Source organism: Microbispora sitophila (assembly GCF_014892245.1).
Lineage (GTDB): Bacteria > Actinomycetota > Actinomycetes > Streptosporangiales > Streptosporangiaceae > Microbispora > Microbispora siamensis.
The window spans coordinates 245,574-265,625 of record NZ_JADBGC010000009.1; the positions used below are offsets into that span (position 1 = coordinate 245,574).

Here is a 20,052-nt window from a genome sequence, read left to right on the forward strand (position 1 = left end):
GCGGCCACCAGCGCTGAGCGCTCATTCCAATACGTCGGAGGCGGCGCGGCGGACGCTCTGACTCTCGTCGATGACGAACCCCAGCCGCATGATCATCTGTGGCGGCTCCCCCGAGCACAGATGCCTGCGAATGAACTCCCGCAACTCCGGCATTTCCAATGCCTGCGTGTGGAAGGCGACGCTCAGGCCGTACGCGGAGGCGTGCAGCAGCATCCGCTGCAGCGCCTCGCCGGCGCGCAGCCAGTCCTCCCGGCCGTCGCTCGTGCTGGTGAGCAGCGCCACGAGGCCCGTCGAGGCGGACACCTGCTCGTCCGGCGCCATCCCCCACTCGAGGCCCCGGGCGTAGTCCCGCTGCGCGAAGTGCTGGGGGTACATACGCCGGGGATCGGTCGGATAACCCGCCGCGGGCACCCCGTCGCGGCGTGAACTGCCGGGCGGCCGGGCCCAGCGCATGAGTTCGAGGACGAACAACCGGTTCTGCGACTGCACGTCCTGGGCCGCGCCGGTGAGCGCGGCGAGCACCCGTGCGGCGGCGTCCGACCCGATCGGCATCAGGTGGCCGTCCTCGGACGCCGCCTCCGCCACGAGCGCGTCGACCAGGGGATCCGGCACCGGCAGAGCGGTGAACCCGGACCGGTGGGTACGGCGGCGCTCGATCTCCGCGTGCAGCAGGCGGGTGTGCTCGCCCGGCTCCCGCCCCGGTCGCACGCGTACGGTGGCCAGCAGCAGCGGGCGCTCCGGGTCGGGGAAGCGCCGCACCTCGGGCGCGTAACCGAGCGCCTGCAGCGTGATCCGCACGTTGAACAGCGCGGCGCCGCAACTGATCGTCATCTGGCGGCCGGTGGGATCGGAGACCCGCAGCTTCCTGTCAGGGTCGGCGCGCAGGCAGATCTCGTCTCCCGAGACGCCGAACGTCCAGGGCTGGGTGTTGTGGATCGACGGCGCCCACAGGGCCGCCTCCACCGCGGCCTTCGCCGCCTGCGCGATCCCTTCAGACGTCTGAGTGTTCACGATCTCCTCCCCCTGGGGCCTCGGTCACAGCAACGGCGGGGCGATGAGCAGGTCGTCCACGAGGAAGGCGAGGTCGGCGTCCACCTCGACGACGCCCTCGACCCGGCGTACGGCGTGCAGCAGCGGCTTGATGTCCGACCTGCGGGGCACCTGTCCGTCGATCGCGACCACGCCGCCCGAGACGGTGATCCGGAGGTCGTCGGGGCCGAGGTTCAGCCGGGCGGCGATCTCCTCGATGTCGGCCAGGATGTCCTCCGCCGGACGGACGAACACGCGCAGCAGATCGCCCTGGTGGACCGTCCCCACGATGCGGCCGGTCATGGCGTCGATCACGGGCAGCTGCTTGATGCGGTTGCGGTGCATCAGCCGGGCCGCGTCCCGCACGGACGTGCCGCCGGTGACCGTGATCGCGGGGCGCGTCATGATCTGGCCGGCCTTCGTGCCCGTCGCCTTCCGGTGCTCCTCACGCCTGCGGGGACCGTCGAGCACGCTCTCGCCCGGGTCGATCTCCTTCAGCAGGATGTCGTCCTCCGACACCACCCCGACCGGGCGCCGGTCGGCGTCGATCACCGTGACCGCGCCCACCTTGAACCGCTGCATGGTGGCGACAAGGTCCGCGAACGACGCGTCCATCGGCACCGCGATGGCGACCTTGCCCATGACATCCTTCACCTTCGCCGTCATGACGACGCCTCCCATCTCTCAGTGCCAGCGTGCCTCTCCATGTCTTTCGAGGTCAGCGGTGAAGGTCCTGACCACCCGGGACTTTCGGCCACCCGTCGCGCCGTCCCGGGCGAGGCATGGCGAAGGGCCCCGCCGTCAGGGCCGTCAGTCCCTTCGCATCCGGCCCGTACGGCGGTGCGATGGGACTGGGAACGGCAGACGGCCCGGGAAGGAGCCGATCATGCACATGAAGGTGCGGGACGTCATGACCAGCGAGGTCGCCTCCGTCAACGGCAGCACGCCGTTCAGGGACGTGGCCGAGGTGCTCATCGCGCACGAGGTCAGCGCGGTGCCCGTCGTCGACGGCGAGGGCCACGTCGTCGGCGTGGTCTCCGAGGCCGACCTGCTGCGCAAGGAGGAGTTCCGCGAGCAGTTCTACCGGGAGGGCTACCGGCCGCCGCTACGCGCCCGCCTGCGCGAGGCCGTGGGGCACGGGGCCGCCAGGAGCCAGGCGCGGGCCCGTGGAGTGACCGCCGCCGAACTCATGTCCACCCCCGCGGTCACCACCCGGCCGTACACCAGCGTGGTCAGCGCAGCGCGGCAGATGAGCCAGCACGGTGTCAAACGCCTCCCTGTCGTGGACGACGAGGGCGTGCTCGTGGGCATCATCAGCCGCCACGACCTGCTCAAGGTCCTCGCCCGTGCGGACGCCGACATCGCTCACGAGGTACGCGAGGACATCATCGGCAACTGCCTGTGGGCCGACCTGTCGGGCGTCGAGGTGTCGGTGTCGGAAGGCGTGGTGACGCTCACCGGCGCCCTGGAGCGCCGCTCCCAGGCGCGGGTGCTCACGCGGATGGTCGAACGGACCAACGGCGTGATCGGGGTCGTCGACCGCCTGGAGTGGAAGGAGGACGACGTCGGCCCCTGGGAGGGGGCCTGATCCGGAGCACGGCCGGAGCGGCCCGCGCGAGCACCGGCATGCGCCAGCACCGGCATGCGCAGCGAGGTCGGCGCATGCCGGAGCCTCCACCCGCCTGCGGCTCGGCTCATGTTCCCAGTTCATGTTCGGGTTCACGTCTGGGTTCATGTCAATAGCTCCGGACCCTGATGGGGGCTGGGTGGTAGGTGAAGGCCCAGCGGTCGGTGCCGAGTTTGCGTCGGGTGTAGCGGTCGGGGTGGCGGTAGCGGTCGCGGTTGTGGAACTGGCAGGCCGGTCCGAGGAGTTTCAGGTCGGTCAGGCCGCCGGTGCTCCAGTTGTCGGCGTGGTCGATCTGGCACATCGTGGCCGGCAGGGGGCAGCCGTCGATCCAGCAGGTGGCGTAGCGGGCGAAGACGGCCCGGCGTTGGGCGGGGGTGGCCAGGCGGACCTTGCGGCCCATATCGAGCACCTGCCCGTCGGCGTCCATGACCAGGCGCACCAGCGTGGAGGTGCGGGCAAGGCGATGCACGCTGGAGACCGGCAGCATCTGCCCGGTCGCCAGCAACAACCCCGGCGCCGTCCCCAGCAGCCCACAGCGCACGTCGCCGTGGTCCTCACGCGTGCCCTGCCCACGCCGACAGTCCCCCGCAGGCCGCCCGGCGTGGGTGCGATGTCCAGGTGCGTCCTCGGGAGGAGGATCCTGCTGCGCTGTGGTCGGAGGCGCCGTGTTGGGAGGCGCTGTGGTCGGAGGCGCTGTGGTCGGATGCCCGCTGCCGCCGCGCGTAGGCCGTGCGGGCGTGCGCCTGGCGTGCGTCGCTCCAGTGCGGGCTGCGGCACCGTCGCCCCCGGCAGCGGCGGTGCTCGCGGCGCCGCGCGGCCCGCACTCGCTGGCCTGCCGCTCACGGGCCCGCTCCTCATCGCTCCCGCGCTCACCGGTTCCGGGGTCGCGAGACTCCGCATCGCGGGCGGCGGTGGCGGCACGGTCGGCACTCTCGGCACCAGCACCGGCACCAGCACCGGCACCCGCGGCTACATCGGCCTCTGCCCCTGCCTCTGCCTCGGCAGTGCCGGGGTCGGCGGCGGGGCCGAGGTCGCCGGGGCTGCCGGTGCCGTCGGCGTCGCTGGGGACAATGTCTTCGATGTCGCCGGAATCGGCGGAGTCGGCGGCGCTTCCGGTGTCGCTCGGGATGCAGCCGCTGGTGTTGTCGGCCTCGCTAGGGTCGGCGGCTTCGGCGTGGCCGGGGTGCTCGGGCTCGGGGTCGACGGGGAGGGATTCGGCGTTGACCAGGACCAAAAGCTCGGTGGCGATCTCCTGCTCCAGCAACGCGATGAACGCATCGGCGTTACGCACGCTCGGCGGGCGGTCATCACCCTCCGCACGGGGTTTGGCGTAGGCGTCCAGCAGGGCCCGCAACCGGGCGGCCGCCTCCCGCGGCAGATAAAACTCCCCCTCCAACCCCCCGCCCCGGGCAGGGCGCACCCGCAGGAACCGCCGCCCGTAATCGGCCTGCTCATCGCCCTCTTCCCCATCAGGGTCGAGCACCGCACGCAGGTAGCGCCCGGCCTTGGCCACCTCCCCAGGGCCCGCCTTGCCCGCCAGCTCCAGCAAAATCGGCTCAGCCACCCCGGCCTGCTCATCGCTCAACCGGGCGGTGGCGGTGCAGATCGCCTCCACCACCCCCGCCGCCAACTCCCCAGCCACAAACGCCGCACGCACCCGCGGCAGACGAGCCAGCTCCACCGCCACGGTCAGCAACCGGCCCGCACCCGCCACACCCATCCCCCCGGCGCTGCGCAACCAACTACGGGTCGACGCATGCCCATGCCGCTTGGCCTGCCCCGCCCGATGCACCCGCCCCACACGCTCAGCAAGAGCACACGTGATCCGATCCCGCGCGACCATCAACTCCTCCGCCTCGACCAGACAGATATCCACATCATCCGGCAACGGCGCCAGCGCCAGCTCCTGCGCCGACTCACGCAGCGAACCCACCAACACCCACGACGACCGGGCCCGCTCTCGACCGGCGCCGGCCTGACAACCACCCGCACTGTCGGCGCCGGTGGAGGCACCTGTATGCGAGGTCGCATATGCGCGGTTTTCGGCAGCGGCATTTGAATGCAGTCGCATCTGCTCGGTAAGGAAATTCCATCTTTGCACGACACGAGGATCCCGGCCCGGCTCATCGGAAAGCCCCCGAACGTAATCGCCGCCGGAGGGCGTGCTTCCGGATGACCAGAGGGGCGATCGGGCATTCAGCCACTGCAGTCCATTTTGACGAGGCATGTTCGAACGGCCGAGGCGGTGAGGATCGACGAGCGGCGACTCCATGACCCCTCCTCATGCTCATTCGAAAACCTGTATGAATTCTTTCACGCACTGCTCACCGTGCTCAACCGCGCAGCCGAATTAAATGGAGTCACAGGCCGAACCGCAATTCTGGGCATAAGCCGCCTTTCGTTCGGCCCGCGCGGAATGCACAGTGAGCACCGCACGCAAGCCGCATGAGGCAGGCGCACAGGTCGGGCGATCCCGGGGCAGCGGGCCCCTCATCGGCGGATACAGCCGGGCCTCCCCAGCCATGTTCGTACGGGAGCAGGGTCTGGGCGAGGAAGGCGTGCACTCGCGGCAGCCCGGCGACCGCCTGGCGCGGCTGCGGGCGTCGAGCAGGTCGGGGTGACGGGGGACCGCTCCTCCCGCCGCGGCAGGCCGAAGGACCCTGCCCCGGCCGGGCCGGACGGCGAATTCCGCCGCGGCGGAGGACGCCGCGTGCGGGCCTTCACCTGCGGCGATGCCGACCGTTTCGGCGTAGCAGCTGGACACTTCGGAGGCGAATTCCGAAAAAGGTGGTTTCCGTTCTCCCATCGGCGGTAGCCCAGTAAGCGACCGACCAAGCGAGAGACAAGGAGAAGCGCGTGATCACTCACGAGCAGATCCCCATGGTGCTCGACAACCCGGTCCACGACCTCAACGGCCGCAAGATCGGCGAGGTCGCGCAGGTCTTCCTCGACGACGCGACGGGACGGCCGAAGTGGCTCTGCGTCAAGACGGGACTTCTCCACACCAAGGAGACCTTCGTCCCGGTGCACGACGCGGACCTGACGGCCGGCCATGTCGAGGTCCCGTACGACAAGGAACACGTCAAGAACGCGCCCGACGTGGACCTGGACGCCGACGGGCACCTGTCCGCCGAGCAGGAGCGTGAGCTCTACCGGCACTACGACATGGACTGGGATGCCGCCTGGGAACGGGCCAACCGGCCCGACAGCCTCACCGGCTGGGCCGACAGCACCGGGCGGCGTGAACGTGAACGCCTGGGGATCGGCACGGACGATCCCGGCGACTACTCGGACTACGCCGTGACCCGCGGCGGGGAGCGGTACGGCACCGACGACCCGGCGCTCGGCTCCAGGGACCGGCTGGACGCCGAGATCCCCGGTACGCGCCCGGGTGAGCCGCTGGCGCCCCGAGGCCCCGAGACGCGGTCCGAGGAACTGTTCGGCAGCGGCGATCCCTCGCGCACGTCGAGCGAGCGGTACGGCACCGAGGACCCGGCGGCCCGCTCACAGGAGCGGTTCGGCACCGGAGATCCGGTGACGCGGGCCGGCGACCGGTTCGTCATCGACCCGGACGCGCGTGATCGGGACATCCGCCACCGGGACATTCGTGACAGCCAGGACATCCCCGACCCGGACGAGCCGCGCCTGTAAGCCGAAATCACCTGGAAAAACCTGGAAGAACCCGGGAGAACCCGGAAGAGCTCGGTAGCAGCTCGTCACCAGCCCCGTTGCCCCGGTGCGCCTCCGCCGCCGGGGCAACGGCGTGCCCGGCCGCCTTCAGTCGTCGTCGATGACCTCGCCGTGCACGACGCGGCCCCGGCCGGCGCCGGCGGGCCCGCCGAAACCAGCGGCACCGCCGAAACCATGCGTACCATCGGAGCCCGCCGCACCGTCGAACCCCGCAGCCCGGCCGAACCCTCCCGTCCGGTCGAAGAGCGGCGCGTACGGCGAGCGGGCGGCGAGCGACCGCACGCGGCGGCCGAGGAACCACGACAGCCAGCGCCGGGCGATCGGCCGGGTGAACGGCAGGATCATGAAGAACCCGAACAGGTCGGTCAGGAAGCCGGGGGTCATCAGGAGAGCGCCGCCGGCGACGATCAGCGCCCCGTCGGTGAGTTCCCGGTCGGGCATCCGCCCCGACTCGATGGCCGTGCGCAGCGCCGCCCACGCCCGCCGCCCCTCACGGCGCACCAGCCAGGCGCCGAGGATGCTGTCGGCGATGAGCAGGGCGACCGTCTCCCACCCACCGATCACGGACCCCACCCGGATCAGAAACCAGATCTCCAGGACGGGAACCAGAAGGAACCCGAGGAACAGCCCGATCCGCACCATGTCTTGCCCCACTCACCCCGGCACTCGTACGTCTGCGTCAACGTCCCCGCGGCCGCTGGGGTTCCTGTGGATCGCGCCTATCGCCTCGGGCGAAACCGATCACCGAAACCGGTGACCCCCCAGACGGCAATGCGCCAGAAGGCCTCAAAGATGATCTTCCGGCTCATCTTGCTGCTGCCCACGGTGCGCTCGACGAACGTGATCGGTATCTCGGTCACCCGCAGGCCCTGCCGTACGGTGCGGAGCGTGAGGTCCACCTGGAAGCAGTAGCCCTGCGACTCGACGTCGTCCAGCCCGATCTTCTCCAGGGTGGCCGCGCGGTAGGCCCGGAAGCCCGCCGTGGCGTCGCGCACCGGGATGCCGAGCACCAGCCGGACGTAGGTGTTGGCCCCCCGGGACAGCAGCTCGCGCGAGAACGGCCAGTTGACGGTCTTGCCGCCGGGCACCCACCGGGAGCCGATTGACAGGTCGGCGCCGTCGGTCACCGCGTCGAGCAGCTTGTGCAGCTCCTCGGGCTGGTGGGAGCCGTCGGCGTCCATCTCCACCAGCACGTCGTAGCCCTCGGCCAGGCCCCACCGGAACCCGGCGATGTAGGCGGCGCCCAGCCCCTGCTTGCTCGTCCTGTGCAGGACGTGGACGTGATCGTCCGATTCCGCCAGCTCGTCGGCGACCCGGCCGGTGCCGTCGGGGCTGTTGTCGTCGGCCACGAGCAGATGCACGTCGGGCAGCGCCTCACGCAGCCGCCGCGTGATCAACGGGAGGTTCTCCCTCTCGTTGTACGTGGGGACGATCACGAGCACCCGCCCTGGGGTCCGCTCCATCAGGTTCTCCTCCGCCCAGAGATGGCCGCCACCGTCGCTCCGGCTCCCATGAGTACCATGATCCACTCCGGCAGCGCACCTACCTCCGCCGCCACCGTGTTCTTCGTCCTGACGGGGACGTCCAGGACGTTCATCCCCGCCACCAGCTCGCCGGTACGCCATCCGACCCGGCCGTCGGGGCCGACGTACGCGGAGATTCCCGTGGTCGCAGCGGTGACCACCGCACGGTTGAACTCCACCGCGCGCAGCTGCGACATCGCGAGCTGCTGCGGCGGCAGGTTGGTGAGCGCGTAGCTGGCGTTGTTGGTCTGCACCACCAGCGGCGTACCGCCGGCCAGCACCGTGTCGCGGACCGTGCTGTCGAACGCCACCTCGTAGCACTCCACGCTGCCGATCGTCACCGGCCCCATCCGCAGCGCTCCCGGCTTGTCGCCGGGGACCGACTGCCGCCCGACGAGCTGGGCCCGCGACGACAGCGCCAGGAACAGCTCCTTGAACGGGGTGTACTCGCCGAACGGCACCAGCCGCCGCTTGTCGTAGTACGCGCCGGGACCGGTGACCGGGTCCCAGACCACGCCGCGGGTGGCCCGGTTCTCGGTGCCGATCTTGACCACCGCGCCGACGAGGATCGGCACGCCGATGTCCTTGGCGGCGGAGTCGATCACCTGCCGGGCGTACGCGCTCGTGTAGGGATCGATGTCGGTGGAGTTCTCCGGCCACACCACGATGTCGGGCCGCTGGAGTTTCCCTGCGCGCACGGCCTCGGCCATCCGGTGCGTCTCGTCCGCGTGGTTGCGCAGCACGACGGCGGGCTCGTCGCCGAGGAAGTACATCCCCCGCCCAGGGACGTTGCCCTGGATGACACCGATCCGCACTGTCCTGCCCTCGTCGCCGGGCCGGGGCACGACCAGCCCCAGCACCGGTACGGCTATCGCGGCGAGGAGCGTTCCGGCAACCACCCGGTCGGCCCGCCACCTCGGCGGACGTCGCGTGACCAGGGCGGCGAGCAGGGCTCCCGTGAGGACGACCGTGAAACTTACAAGCGGGGCGCCGCCCAGCGCGGCGAAGCCGGTGTACGGCGACTCGCCCTGGCTGAAGGCCAGCCGCGCCCAGGGAAAGCCCCCGACGGGGAACAGCCCCCGGGCCCACTCCTGCACGACCCACAGGCAGGCCACCCACAGCGGCCACAGGCGCAGCCGCATGACGAGGACGGCCACACAGGCCAGCGCGGCCCAGAACAGGCTCTCGATGCCCGACAGGGCCAGCCAGGCGTCGTCTCCGATCGGGCGAACCCAGGCCAGGGTCGGCAGGAGGAACGCCAGCCCCCCGGCGTACCCGATCCACGCCGCCCGGCGCGGCCGGGTGCCGTACAACGCGAGGGCGAGCAGCGCCACGCCCACAGGCGCGCAGAACCACCAGCCGATGGGCGGGAAGGCGAGGTAGAGCACCAGACCGCCCGCGACGGAGACGGTGAGGCGGACCAGCACGCCAGGCACTCGCGGCTTCGGCGCCGCGGCGGCGGGCGGTGCCGCGTCCTGTGCCGTCTTCAGTGCCACGGGACAGTCTCTCCTCGCGTGTCGATGGTCCTGACGCCAAAAATCATTCCAGGTCAGGGTCGCAGACGGCGGCGCAGGCCGCCAAACCGGCCTCAGCCACTGTACGGCGGCGGTGAGGGCGGCGAGGAGGAGTGAGGAAGGGAAGAAGGCCCGGGCGGCCCTTCGGACCGGTTCCGTCCCGTCGGCGGCGGGCGCGGAGCTCCGTTGTCTACTGGGTGCCCGGGCCCCTCCTGGGTCCAACCCCCCGGCCGGATGGGGTGCCCCGCCTCGGCGGGACGCCGCCCTGCGCCTGGTGTGCTGACGGTGTCACGCTCCGTCATCGACGCAGAGGTCGGCGGCGCCATAGAGCGGCCAACCGGTCAGTCCCGTGCTGGACTGCGCAGCAAACTACCGACCTCAGCGCAGATGTCAACCGCGTCCCGATCAGCGGAAACACCACATTTACGCAGGTAGGAGCGGTGCCCGTTCAGCGTCGTTCCAGACCGTCGAGGACCTCGGGCAATTCCTCCGTGTGAACGACGCCAAGGCGGCTCGTGGCCCTGGTGAGGGCGACGTAGAGATCGCTCGGGCCGCGCGGCGACTCCCGCAGGATCCGGCCGGGTTCGACCACGATCACCGAGTCGAACTCCAGCCCCTTGGCCTCGGTCACCGACAGCACCGCCACGGGCGCGTCCAGCGCGGCCGGGCCGGGCCCGGTGGCCGCGTCGGGCACAGCGGCCCGGACGATCGCCCCGATCTCCTCGGTCATCCCGGCCGGGGCGATGACCACGAGGCGGCCCTCCCCGACGACCTCCGCCGCGACCACCGGGCCCGCCTCCGCGAGGGTGGCGACCCGCAGGGCCCACGGCCGCTCGCCCGTCTCCCGCACCGACTCCGGCGCCTTCAGGTCGGAGCCGACCAGTTCGAGCACGCGCGCGGCGACCTCCATCAGCTCGGCAGGGGTGCGGTAGTTGACGCTCAGGTGCTCCTCGCGCCAGCGGCCCGCGACGTACGGATCGAGGACCCGGGACCAGCTCACCGCGCCCGCGGCCGACCCGGTCTGCGCGATGTCGCCGACGATCGTCATCGACCGGCCGGGAACGCGCCGCATGACCATCCGCCAGGCCATCTCGGACAGCTCCTGGGCCTCGTCCACGATCACGTGGCCGAAGGCCCACGTGCGGTCCCTGGCGGCCCGCTCGGCCGTGGTGAGATAGGCGTCCTCGGCCTGGTGCCGTTCCGCGAAGCGCTCGGCGTCCATAATGTCGGCCAGGCCGGTCAGCTCCAGCACCTCGCGGGCGTAGGCGATGCGCTCCTCGCGCTCCTGCTCGGCCCGGCGCGCCGCCCGCAGCACCCCTTCGTCGATGTCCCCCAGCAGCTCGGCGGCCTCGTCGAGCAGCGGCACGTCGGCCGCGCTCCACCAGTTCTCCCCCTGCTTGGGCGGCTCGCGCAGCAGCAGGTCGCGCTCCGGCGCACCCAGCCCGGCCGTCGCCATCCGGTCGCGGTCGGTGAACAGGCCGATCAGCAGCTGCTGCGGCGTCAGGTAGGGCCACAGCCGGTTGAGGGCCACCCGCACCGGCTCCTCGGTACGCAGGTCCTCGCGCAGGTCGGCGAAGTCGGCGTCGTCGAGATTGCCGCGGCCCAGGTGCCGGGCGGCCTGCCGGGTGAGCGCGGTCAGCAGATGCCGGATGAAGACGGCCCTGGCCTGGTTGTGCGGGCGGCGCGAGCGGCCGGCCTTCGACCGGGCCGCCTCCAGCGTCTGCCGGTCGAGCTTCAGCGTGAACTTGTCGAGCTTGATCTCCACGGGCGTGCGCGGCATCCGCTGGCGCTCCCGCACGGCCCGCGCGATCACGTCGGCCATCGCGATCCGGCCCTTGACCGCGGCGGCCTCGGCCGGCTCCTCCCGGGTCGCGGTGACGCCCGGGTACAGCTCGCCCACGGTGGACAGCAGCACGTCGGTCTCGCCGAGAGACGGAAGCACCTGCTCGATGTAGCGCATGAAGGTCGGGTTGGGCCCGAGGATCAGCACACCCCGGCGTTCCAGCCGCTCACGGTAGGTGTAGAGAAGGTAGGCCGCGCGGTGCAGGGCCACCACGGTCTTGCCGGTGCCAGGGCCGCCCTGGACGACGAGCACGCCGTTCAGGTCGCTTCGGATGATCTTGTCCTGCTCGGCCTGGATGGTGGCCACGATGTCGCGCATGCGGCCGGTGCGCTTCTCGCCGAGCGCGGCCAGCAGCGCCGCCTCGCCGTTGAGCGAGGCCCGGTCGGCGTCGGTGAGGCTGTCGAGGTCGAGCAGGTCGTCGTCGATCGCGGTGACCCTGCGGCCCCGCGTGTGCAGGTGGCGCCGCCGGGTGACGCCCATCGGGGCGGCCGGGGTGGCCCGGTAGAACGGCTGCGCCACCGGGGCCCGCCAGTCGATCAGCAGCCGGTGCTGGTCGTCGTCCGACAGGCCGATGCGGCCGATGTACAGCCGGTTGGCGTCCGCCCGGCTCTCTTCGGCAAGGTCCAGCCGGCCGAAGCACAGGCCGTTCTCCACCGCCCACAGACGGGCCAGCCGCTGGGTGTACATGACGGCGAAGTTGTCGCGCTCCGAGCGGTTCTGGTGAGTGCCGAAGGCCCCCTGGGCCAGCACGGCGTCGAGCTGCCCGCGCGTGCGCTCCCGCAGCACGTCGAGGCGCTCGTACAGCGCGGCGACGTACTTCTGCTCCCGGGCCAGCTCGCCCGTCGAAGACTCTGGCATAGGCCGCCAGATTCTACGTGCCGCACCGCCCTTCTCCCGCATCGGGCACGGCGCGGCCACAGGTGCGGTCACAGATGGATCTCGGCGCGGATCGCGCTCTTGACGGCGCTCGAGCCCGTTCGTACGGTCGCAGCCAAAGTTAGGAAACTTTCCTAACCCGCTTCGTGGGAGAACGTATGACCCGGCCCATCGCGGGGACGCCGAGCCTGCTGCGCGCGATCAACGACCGCGCCGCGCTGATGGTCCTGCTCGAACGCGGCCCGCTGACCCGGCCCGAGCTGGGGGCGCTCACCGGCCTGTCCAAGCCGACCGCCTCCCAGCTGCTGGCCCGGCTCCAGGAGGCCGGTCTGGTCGTGCTGGACGGCATCCGCGAGGGCCTGCCGGGCCGTACGGCCGAGCTGTACCGGATCAACCCGCGCGCGGCGCACGTGGCGGCGCTGGACGTCACGCCGGCGCGGATCGCCGTGGCGGTCGCCGACGTCACCGGCGCGGTCGTCGCCGAGCACCGGCTGGCCACCCCCGGGCGCACCGGCGGCGACGTGGTGGAGCGGGTCCGGGCCGCGCTCGCGGGGGCGTGCGGCCCGGCCGGGCTCGACCCGACGGAGCTGAGCCGGGTGGTCGTCGGCATCGGCGGCGCCGTCGACCCCTCGACGGGCAGGCTCGGCTACGCCGCCCACATCCCGGGCTGGCACATCCCCGACCTGATCGGAACCCTCCGCGACGGGATCGGCGTGCCGATCGACGTGGAGAACGACGTCAACCTCGTCGCCCAGGCCGAACGGTCCAGGGGCAGCGGCCGGGGCCACCAGGACTACGTGCTGCTGTGGGCCGACGAGGGCATCGGCGCGGCCCTCGTCATCGGCGGCCGCCTCCATCGCGGGGCGACCGGCGGCGCGGGCGAGGTCGGCTACATGCCCGTGGTCGGCGCCCCCACCGCGCGGGACGTCGGCAGGCGGGCCAACCACGGGTTCCAGGCGCTGTCGGGCGGCCCGGCCGTGCTCGCCCTCCTGCGGGCGCACGGCGTGCGCGGCTCCACGCCGAGCGGCGCCGTCCGCAACGCGATCGCCGTGGCCGGACGCGGCGGTCCGGACGGCGAGAGCGCGCGCGAGGCCCTCCGCGACCTCGCCGGTCGCCTCGCGCTGGGGCTGGCCGCGATCACGGCCGTGGTCGATCCCGAGATCGTCGTGCTGTCCGGCGGCGTGCTGCTGGCCGGCGGCGAGGTCCTGCGGGAGACGGTCGAGCGTGAGCTGCACGCGCTGACCATCCCCCGCCCCCGCGTGCTGCTGTCCACCCTGGAGGGCAACCCGGTCCTCGCCGGGGCCCTCGACCTCGCGCTCGGCGCCGTACGCGAGGAGCTGTTCGGCGCGGTGAACAAATCCCCTTCGACGCACTGTTGATGCACTAGGGAGGCACCCCCCATGAAACGCCTTCTCTTCCTCTCCACGACACTTTCCATCGGGGCCGGGCTCGCGCTCACCGCCTGTACGGCCGGCACCGAGAGCGGGCCGCCCAAGGTGGCCCAGAGCGGGGCGAGCCACGAGCCGGTCACCATCGAGTTCTGGCACGGCTTCAGCGCCGACAACGAGCTCAAGGCCTTCGACGAGACCCTCGCCGGCTTCCGGAAGAAGTTCCCCTGGATCACGGTCAAGCCGACCAAGGCCGTCCAGGACTCCCAGATCCTCCAGTCCGTGCGCGGCGGCAACCCGCCCGACGTGGCCTTGTCGTTCACCACCGACAGCGTCGCCGAGTTCTGCAAGGCCGGGATCTTCCAGGACCTCAACCCGTATCTGAAGGCGAGCGGCATCGACCCGGCGTCGCTGTTCCCTAAGGTGATCGCCGAGTACACGCAGTATCAGGGCAAGCGCTGCGTGATGCCCATGCTCGCCGACGCGTACGGCCTCTACTACAACAAGGCGCTCATGAAGGGCCACCAGCCGCCGAAGACGATGAGCGAGCTGGCCGACCTCGCCAAGAAGCTGACGGTCAAGGACGACAAGGGTGACATCAAGGTCGCCGGGTTCGTCCCGACCAGCCAGATGTACGAGAACGCCCCCATCCACACCGGCGTGATGGTCGGCGCGAAGTGGACCAACCCCGACGGCACCTCGGCCATCGGCTCCGACCCGCAGTGGAAGAAGCTGATGACCTGGCAGAAGGACCTCACCGACTGGTACGGCTACGACAGGCTCGAGAAGTTCCGCAAGAGCTTCGGCGACGAGTGGTCGGCCGAGAACCCGTTCAACAAGGGCAAGGTCGCCATGGCCATCGACGGCGAGTGGCGCACGGCCATGCTCGCCGCCGACGCCCCCGACCTCGACTATGGCACCGCTCCGCTGCCGGTGGCGGACGACCAGCCGCAGCGGTACGGCGCGGGCTTCATCACCGGCACCGTCATCGGCATTCCGCGCGGCGCCAAGCACGCGGAGGCCGCCTGGGAACTGGTGAAATACCTCACCACCGACACCGGCTCGCTGGTGACGCTGTCGAACGCGATCAGGAACGTGCCGAGCACGCTGCCCGCGCTCCAGTCGCCGGACCTCAAGAAGGACCCGAACTTCCAGACCTTCCTCGACGTCTTCGCCAACCCCAACAGCACGACGCTGCCGGCCCACGTCAACTCCGTCTTCAATCAGCAGACGCTGCAGGAGGCGCAGATCAAGTGGGAGTCGGGCCGCGCGTCCGACCTGGACGCGCTGCTCGCCGAGGTCGACAAGAAGATCGACGAGAAGCTCAAGCTGACGGCGGGCGGCTGAGCCGATGGCAGGAACGGCGCTGCGCCACAAGAACCCCGGCCGGGGAAATCTGCGCGCCCTGCTCTACCTGTCCCCCTGGCTCGCCGGGTTCGCGATCTTCTTCGTCTACCCGCTGGTGTCCACGGTCTACTTCTCCTTCCAGCGGTACGACCTGTTCACCCTGGAGCCGGTCGGGCTGCTCAACTGGGAGTACTTCCTCAAGGACCAGGCGGCCTGGACGGCCATCCGCAACACGCTGTGGCTCGTCGTGGTGATGGTCCCGCTGCGGGTGCTGTTCGGCCTCGGCGTCGCCCAGCTGGTGACCCGGCTGAAGGCCGGCGCCGGGGTCTACCGCACGATCTTCTACCTGCCGGCGCTGGTGCCGCTGGTGGCCGGAACGCTGGGGTTCGTGTTCCTGCTCAACCCCGGCACCGGGCCGGTGCAGGCGATCCTGTCGGCGGTCGGGCTGCCCGCGCCGGACTGGTTCGGCGACCCGGCATGGTCGAAGTGGGGCCTCACTCTGCTGGGCCTGTGGTCGGTCGGCGACCTGATGGTCATCTTCATGGCCGCCCTGCTCGACGTGCCGAAACAGCTCTACGAGGCCGCCGCCATCGACGGCGCGAACGGCTGGCGGCAGTTCACGTCGATCACCCTGCCGGTGATCCGGCCGGTGCTGATGTTCGCGCTCGTCACCGGGGTGATCCAGACGCTGCAGTACTTCACCCAGGCCGAGGTCGCCGCGCGGGTCGCGTCCGGGGCGACCGACTCGGCCGGGTCGGTCTTCACCCCCGGCTACCCCGACCAGTCCACGCTGACGTTCCCCCAGTGGCTGTTCCAGCAGGGTTTCCGCGACTACGCGATGGGCTACGCCTGCGTGCTCGCGCTGGTGCTGTTCGCGGTCGCGATGGTGTTCACGCTCATCCTGCTGCGGCAGTTCCGCGGCCTCGGCGAGGAGGACGTATGACGAGGCGCTCGGTGCTGTTGTGGGTCGCGCGGCACGCGCTGGGCATCGCGCTCGCGCTGATGTTCCTCGGCCCGCTGGTGTTCATCGCGCTCACGGCCCTGATGAGCGACCGGCAGGCGCTCACCTCCGACCTGTGGCCGCACACCTGGAACTGGGGCAACTTCGCCGAGATCTTCGAGAAGGCGCCGCTGCTGACCTGGATCCGCAACACGCTGCTCTACTCGGTGCTCGCCACCGCGTTCATGCTGCTGTCGTCGATCCCCGTGGCGTACGCGCTGGCGCGGTTCCGCTTTCCCGGCCGCCGGACGGCGTTGCTGCTCGTGATCACCATGATGATGCTGCCGCCGCAGGTCGTGGCGGTGCCGATCTACCTGATCTGGGCCCGCTTCCACCTGACCGGCACGCTATGGCCGCTGATCCTGCCGATGCTGCTCGGCGACGCGTTCTCGATCTTCCTGCTGCGCCAGTTCCTCGTCACGATCCCGCGCGAGTACTCCGACGCGGCAAAGGTCGACGGATGCGGCGAGTTCCGCACGCTCGTGCGGGTGATCCTGCCGATGGCCCGCCCGGCCATCGCCGCCGTCGCGCTGTTCCAGTTCTTCTACTGCTGGAACGACTACTACGGACCCCTGCTGTACGCGGGGACCGACCTGGACAACTGGACGCTGTCGCTGGGGCTGGCGGCGTTCCGGTCGGTGCACCGCGTGCAGTGGAACCTCACGATGGCCGCCACGCTGCTGGCCATGGCCCCGGTGATCATCGTTTTCTTCTTCGCCCAGAAGGTCTTCATCGAGGGCGTCAAGCTGACGGGAGTCAAATGAAGCTGGCCGTTGTCGGGGGCGGTTCCACGTACACGCCGGAGCTGATCGACGGTTTCGCCCGCCTCCGCGGCGAGCTGCCGCTGTCGGAGATCGCGCTCGTCGACCCCGACGAGCGACGGCTCGCGACGGTCGCCGGGATGGCCCGGCGGATGCTCGCCCGCGCCGGACATCCGGCCACGCTGACCACCGCGACCCGCGTGGAGGACGGCGTGGCCGGGGCCGCGGCGGTGCTGCTGCAGTTGCGCGTCGGCGGCCAGGCCGCCAGGAACGTCGACGAGACCCTGCCGCTGGAGTGCGGCTGCGTCGGGCAGGAGACCACGGGCGCCGGGGGCCTCGCCAAGGCCCTGCGGACCGTGCCCGTGGTGCTCGACATCGCCGAGAAGGTGCGCACGCACGCGCCCGGCGCGTGGATCGTGGACTTCACCAACCCCGTCGGCGTCGTCACCCGGGCGCTGCTCGACGCCGGGCACCGGGCCATCGGGCTGTGCAACGTGGCCATCGGGTTCCAGCGCCGCTTCGCCGCCCTCCTCGGCGTGGCCCCCGAGCGGATCGCGCTCGGCCACGTCGGGCTCAACCACCTCACCTGGGAGCGGTCCGTCCTGCTCGACGGCGTGGACGTGCTGCCCCGCCTGCTGGACGAGCACGGCGAGGGCATCGCCGAGGCCGTCGGCCTGCCGGTCGGCCTGGTCCGCCGTCTGCGCGCCGTGCCGTCGTACTACCTGCGGTACTTCTACGAGCACGACCGCGTGGTGGCCGAGCAGCGGACCTCGCCGTCGCGGGCCGCCGAGGTGGCGGCGATGGAGTCGGCGCTGCTGGAGATGTACGCCGACCCGGCCGTGGACACCAAGCCCGACCTGCTGAACAGGCGCGGCGGCGCCTTCTACTCCGAGGCCGCCGTCGCCCTGGTCGCCTCGCTCATGGGCGACCGCGGGGACGTGCAGGTCGTCAACACCCGCAACAACGGCACGCTGCCGTTCCTCGACGACGACGCGGTGATCGAGGTTCCGGCCGCCGTGGGGGCCGCCGGGGCCGTCCCGCTGCCCGTCGATCCCGTGGAGCCGCTCTACCGGGGCCTGGTCGCCCACGTGTCGGCGTACGAGTCGCTCGCCCTGGAGGCGGCCCTGCACGGCGGCGAGGACCGCGTCAGGGACGCCCTGCTGGCCAATCCGCTGGTCGGCCAGGCCTCCCTCGCCGACGACCTCGCCGCGCGCCTCGTGGAGGCCAACCGCGCGTTCCTGCCGTGGGCGGTGGCCCGGTGACCACCCCCTCCCGCACGGTCCTGGCGGTGGACGGCGGCAACAGCAAGACCGACGTCGCCCTCGTCCGCGAGGACGGCACGGTGCTCGCCACCGCGCGCGGGCCCGCGTTCCTGCCGCAGAGCGCCGGGGCCGCCGCCGCCGTCGAGGTGATCGGCCGGACCGTACGGCGTGCCCTCGCCGACGAGGCCGCCTCACCGCCGTACGCCGACCACGTCGCGGCGTACGTCGCGGGCGCGGACCTGCCGGTCGAGGAGGAGCGGCTACGGGCCGAACTGCTGGCCCGCGGCTACGGCGCCGAGGTCGACGTGGGCAACGACACCTTCGCCCTGCTGCGGGCCGGGTCGGGCGCGGGATGGGGCGTGGCCGTCGTCTGCGGCGCCGGCATCAACGCGGTGGGCGTCTCCCCCGCCGGGCAGGTCGCCCGCTTCCCCGCGCTCGGCCGCCTCAGCGGCGACTGGGGCGGCGGGCACCACCTGGGCGAGGAGGCATTCTGGCACGCCGTGCGCGCCGAGGACGGCCGCGGCCCCGCGACCGTGCTGACCGACGTCGTGCGCGCCTGCTTCGGCACCGCCACGGTCGAGGAGGCCGTCGTCGGGCTGCACTTCGGCGACCTGCCGGCCGACCGGCTGCACGCCCTCGTGCCGCCCCTGCTGGCCGCCGCCGCGGACGGCGATGCGATCGCCGGGTCGCTGGTGGAGCGGCAGGCCGAGGAGATCGCGCTGCTCGGCGTGGTCGCCATGCGGCGGCTCGGCCTGCTCGCCACGCCTTGCGAGGTCGTGCTCGGCGGCGGCGTGCTGACCGCCCGGCACCCCCTGCTGACGTCGCTGGTCGAGCGGCACTACGCCGAACGCGCGCCGTTCGCCCGGCTCGTCGTGGCCGACGTGCCGCCGATCGTGGGCGCCGCCCTGCTCGGCCTCGACCGCCTCGGCGCGCCCCCCGAGGCGTACGCCCGGGTGCGTGCGCACTTCCTGCCGCACGTCCTCAGCAGCACTGCCACAGGAACCGCCCCTCCTGCTCGTCGGGGCTGAGGAAGCCGTAGCCGACGCCGACGTCGCCGACGTTGACCTCCTCCAGGGGGCCGCACGAGTCGAGCTGGAACAGGAAGCCCCAGGCGCCGGGCGGGTAAGACTCGGCCTGCAGCCACGTCGGCTCGCCCCCGATCCGGCTGTCCAGCGCGTCGTCGAGCTCGCCCGGGCTCGTCACCTCGAACTCGACTTCGAACTCCGATCCCAGCGCCGGGCCCTCCGCGAGAGGGACCGTCGTGACGTGCGGCGGTATCCGTCCCGGCTGGACGATCAGGGCGTTCTCCCCGCCCTCGCTCTCCCATGTGCCGTCCACGTCCTGCAGCGCTGTCATGAACAGATACGCCATGCGTGTCCCGGCGCCGGGAAGCCGGAACTGGCCGATGAAGTCCATCGGCGCCTCGGCCCGCCGCGACAGCGGCCACTGCGGTCCGGTGACCCATACGGGCTGCCCGCCGAACTTGGTGACGGGCTCGCGGATCGGCGCGCGCGCAGGCGTGAGCAACAGCCGGTACGACGGGTCCTGCGTCGTCATGGCCCGGACTGTAGCGGCGCCGACCGACATTCCCGCGAGGGCCCGGCGGCGCCGGGCGCTCAGCCCGCGGCGTCCTCTTCCGGCTCCTTCTCGATCACCGGGGAGCGGTAGTCGTACGGCGTGCTGAGGACGACGGTCGTGCGCGTGCTGACGTTGGCCGAGGCGCGGATCTGCTGGAGGAGTTCCTCCAGTGCCAGAGGGGAGGCGACGCGGACCTTGAGAATGTAACTTTCATCGCCCGCGACGCTGTGGCACGCCTCGATGGCGGTCAGATGGCTCAGCAGTTCCGGCGCGTCGTCCGGCGCGGAGGGGTCGATCGGCTTGATCGAGACGAAGGCGGTCATCGGAAGACCGATCTCGTCGTAGTCCACGAGAGCGGCGTATCCGCGGATGACACCACGCTTTTCCAGCCTGCGTACCCGCTGGTGCACGGCGGAGACCGACAGCCCGGTCTCCTTGGCCAGATCGGTGAAGCTCATCCGGCCGTCAGTCGCCAGCAGGGTGACGATTCGGCGATCGATCTCCTCCACCCCAGCAACGGTAGCGCCGCCCGAGACTGTCTCGTCCCGAAGCCACCGAAATGCCGCGTTCCCAGGAATGTCAGTGGGCACGGCTACCTTCCGATCATCGCCGAG

At 71.4% G+C, this 20,052-nt stretch carries 18 protein-coding genes; 9 read left to right on the top strand and 9 right to left on the bottom strand.

The window, feature by feature from the left end; all coding sequences use genetic code 11:
• Nucleotides 1-21: 21 nt before the first annotated feature.
• Together IL992_RS18685 and IL992_RS18690 are read right to left on the bottom strand one after the other, a co-directional pair.
• A complete protein-coding gene (locus IL992_RS18685; RefSeq protein WP_193204635.1) occupies nucleotides 22-1,011 on the bottom strand; it encodes an Acg family FMN-binding oxidoreductase in 990 nt (329 codons plus the stop codon).
• A gap of 24 nt (nucleotides 1,012-1,035) precedes the next feature.
• Entirely contained in the window at nucleotides 1,036-1,695 is a 660-nt protein-coding gene (locus IL992_RS18690; RefSeq protein ID WP_193204636.1) for a CBS domain-containing protein, read from the bottom strand.
• 220 nt (nucleotides 1,696-1,915) lie between these two features.
• Between IL992_RS18690 and IL992_RS18695 the strand changes: the two genes are divergently transcribed.
• A complete protein-coding gene (locus IL992_RS18695; protein WP_193204637.1) occupies nucleotides 1,916-2,617 on the top strand; it encodes a CBS domain-containing protein in 702 nt (233 codons plus the stop codon).
• 148 nt (nucleotides 2,618-2,765) lie between these two features.
• Here the strand turns inward: IL992_RS18695 and IL992_RS18700 are convergent, their stop codons facing one another.
• Nucleotides 2,766-4,928, bottom strand: coding sequence for an HNH endonuclease signature motif containing protein (locus IL992_RS18700; RefSeq protein WP_193204638.1), 2,163 nt, complete (start codon nucleotides 4,926-4,928; stop codon nucleotides 2,766-2,768).
• A gap of 151 nt (nucleotides 4,929-5,079) precedes the next feature.
• Here IL992_RS18700 and IL992_RS18705 point away from each other — a divergent pair, with 151 nt between their 5' ends.
• Entirely contained in the window at nucleotides 5,080-5,277 is a 198-nt protein-coding gene (locus IL992_RS18705; RefSeq protein ID WP_193204639.1) for a hypothetical protein, read from the top strand.
• A gap of 235 nt (nucleotides 5,278-5,512) precedes the next feature.
• Complete coding sequence (locus tag IL992_RS18710; RefSeq protein WP_193204640.1) at nucleotides 5,513-6,307, top strand: PRC-barrel domain-containing protein; 795 nt, start codon at nucleotides 5,513-5,515, stop codon at nucleotides 6,305-6,307.
• Nucleotides 6,308-6,433: 126 nt separating this feature from the next.
• On the opposite strand, the gene IL992_RS18715 is transcribed toward IL992_RS18710, so the two are convergent.
• The 4 genes from IL992_RS18715 to IL992_RS18730 form a co-directional block, all read right to left on the bottom strand.
• Nucleotides 6,434-6,988 (bottom strand): FxsA family protein, encoded by a 555-nt coding sequence (locus tag IL992_RS18715; RefSeq protein WP_193204641.1) that lies wholly within the window; start codon nucleotides 6,986-6,988, stop codon nucleotides 6,434-6,436.
• Between the two features lie 77 nt (nucleotides 6,989-7,065).
• Entirely contained in the window at nucleotides 7,066-7,809 is a 744-nt protein-coding gene (locus IL992_RS18720; protein ID WP_193204642.1) for a polyprenol monophosphomannose synthase, read from the bottom strand.
• Nucleotides 7,809-9,365 carry an apolipoprotein N-acyltransferase gene (gene lnt / locus IL992_RS18725; RefSeq protein ID WP_319018651.1) on the bottom strand — a complete coding sequence of 519 codons (1,557 nt, stop codon included), beginning with the start codon at nucleotides 9,363-9,365 and terminating at the stop codon, nucleotides 7,809-7,811. The genes IL992_RS18720 and lnt overlap by 1 nt, the downstream gene beginning before the upstream one ends.
• A 466-nt stretch (nucleotides 9,366-9,831) precedes the next feature.
• Nucleotides 9,832-12,084 carry a HelD family protein gene (locus tag IL992_RS18730; protein ID WP_193204643.1) on the bottom strand — a complete coding sequence of 751 codons (2,253 nt, stop codon included), beginning with the start codon at nucleotides 12,082-12,084 and terminating at the stop codon, nucleotides 9,832-9,834.
• Between the two features lie 176 nt (nucleotides 12,085-12,260).
• Between IL992_RS18730 and IL992_RS18735 the strand changes: the two genes are divergently transcribed.
• Genes IL992_RS18735 through IL992_RS18760 form a run of 6 tightly spaced genes read left to right on the top strand, consistent with a single transcriptional unit; the run spans nucleotide 12,261 to nucleotide 18,888 of the window.
• Nucleotides 12,261-13,481, top strand: a complete 1,221-nt coding sequence (locus IL992_RS18735) for an ROK family transcriptional regulator (protein ID WP_193204644.1) — start codon at nucleotides 12,261-12,263, stop codon at nucleotides 13,479-13,481.
• 21 nt (nucleotides 13,482-13,502) lie between these two features.
• A complete protein-coding gene (locus IL992_RS18740; protein WP_193204645.1) occupies nucleotides 13,503-14,837 on the top strand; it encodes an ABC transporter substrate-binding protein in 1,335 nt (444 codons plus the stop codon).
• Nucleotides 14,838-14,841: 4 nt separating this feature from the next.
• Nucleotides 14,842-15,780, top strand: a complete 939-nt coding sequence (locus tag IL992_RS18745) for a carbohydrate ABC transporter permease (protein ID WP_193204646.1) — start codon at nucleotides 14,842-14,844, stop codon at nucleotides 15,778-15,780.
• A complete protein-coding gene (locus tag IL992_RS18750) occupies nucleotides 15,777-16,601 on the top strand; it encodes a carbohydrate ABC transporter permease (RefSeq protein ID WP_193204647.1) in 825 nt (274 codons plus the stop codon). Before IL992_RS18745 ends, IL992_RS18750 begins: the two co-directional genes overlap by 4 nt.
• Complete coding sequence (locus tag IL992_RS18755; protein WP_193204648.1) at nucleotides 16,598-17,860, top strand: 6-phospho-beta-glucosidase; 1,263 nt, start codon at nucleotides 16,598-16,600, stop codon at nucleotides 17,858-17,860. The genes IL992_RS18750 and IL992_RS18755 overlap by 4 nt, the downstream gene beginning before the upstream one ends.
• Nucleotides 17,857-18,888, top strand: coding sequence for an N-acetylglucosamine kinase (locus IL992_RS18760; RefSeq protein ID WP_193204649.1), 1,032 nt, complete (start codon nucleotides 17,857-17,859; stop codon nucleotides 18,886-18,888). Before IL992_RS18755 ends, IL992_RS18760 begins: the two co-directional genes overlap by 4 nt.
• On the opposite strand, the gene IL992_RS18765 is transcribed toward IL992_RS18760, so the two are convergent.
• Nucleotides 18,842-19,417 (bottom strand): hypothetical protein, encoded by a 576-nt coding sequence (locus tag IL992_RS18765; protein WP_193204650.1) that lies wholly within the window; start codon nucleotides 19,415-19,417, stop codon nucleotides 18,842-18,844. The two genes, IL992_RS18760 and IL992_RS18765, sit on opposite strands and share 47 nt — an antisense overlap.
• A 59-nt stretch (nucleotides 19,418-19,476) precedes the next feature.
• Nucleotides 19,477-19,947, bottom strand: a complete 471-nt coding sequence (locus IL992_RS18770; RefSeq protein ID WP_193204651.1) for an Lrp/AsnC family transcriptional regulator — start codon at nucleotides 19,945-19,947, stop codon at nucleotides 19,477-19,479.
• Between the last annotated feature and the right edge of the window lie 105 nt (nucleotides 19,948-20,052).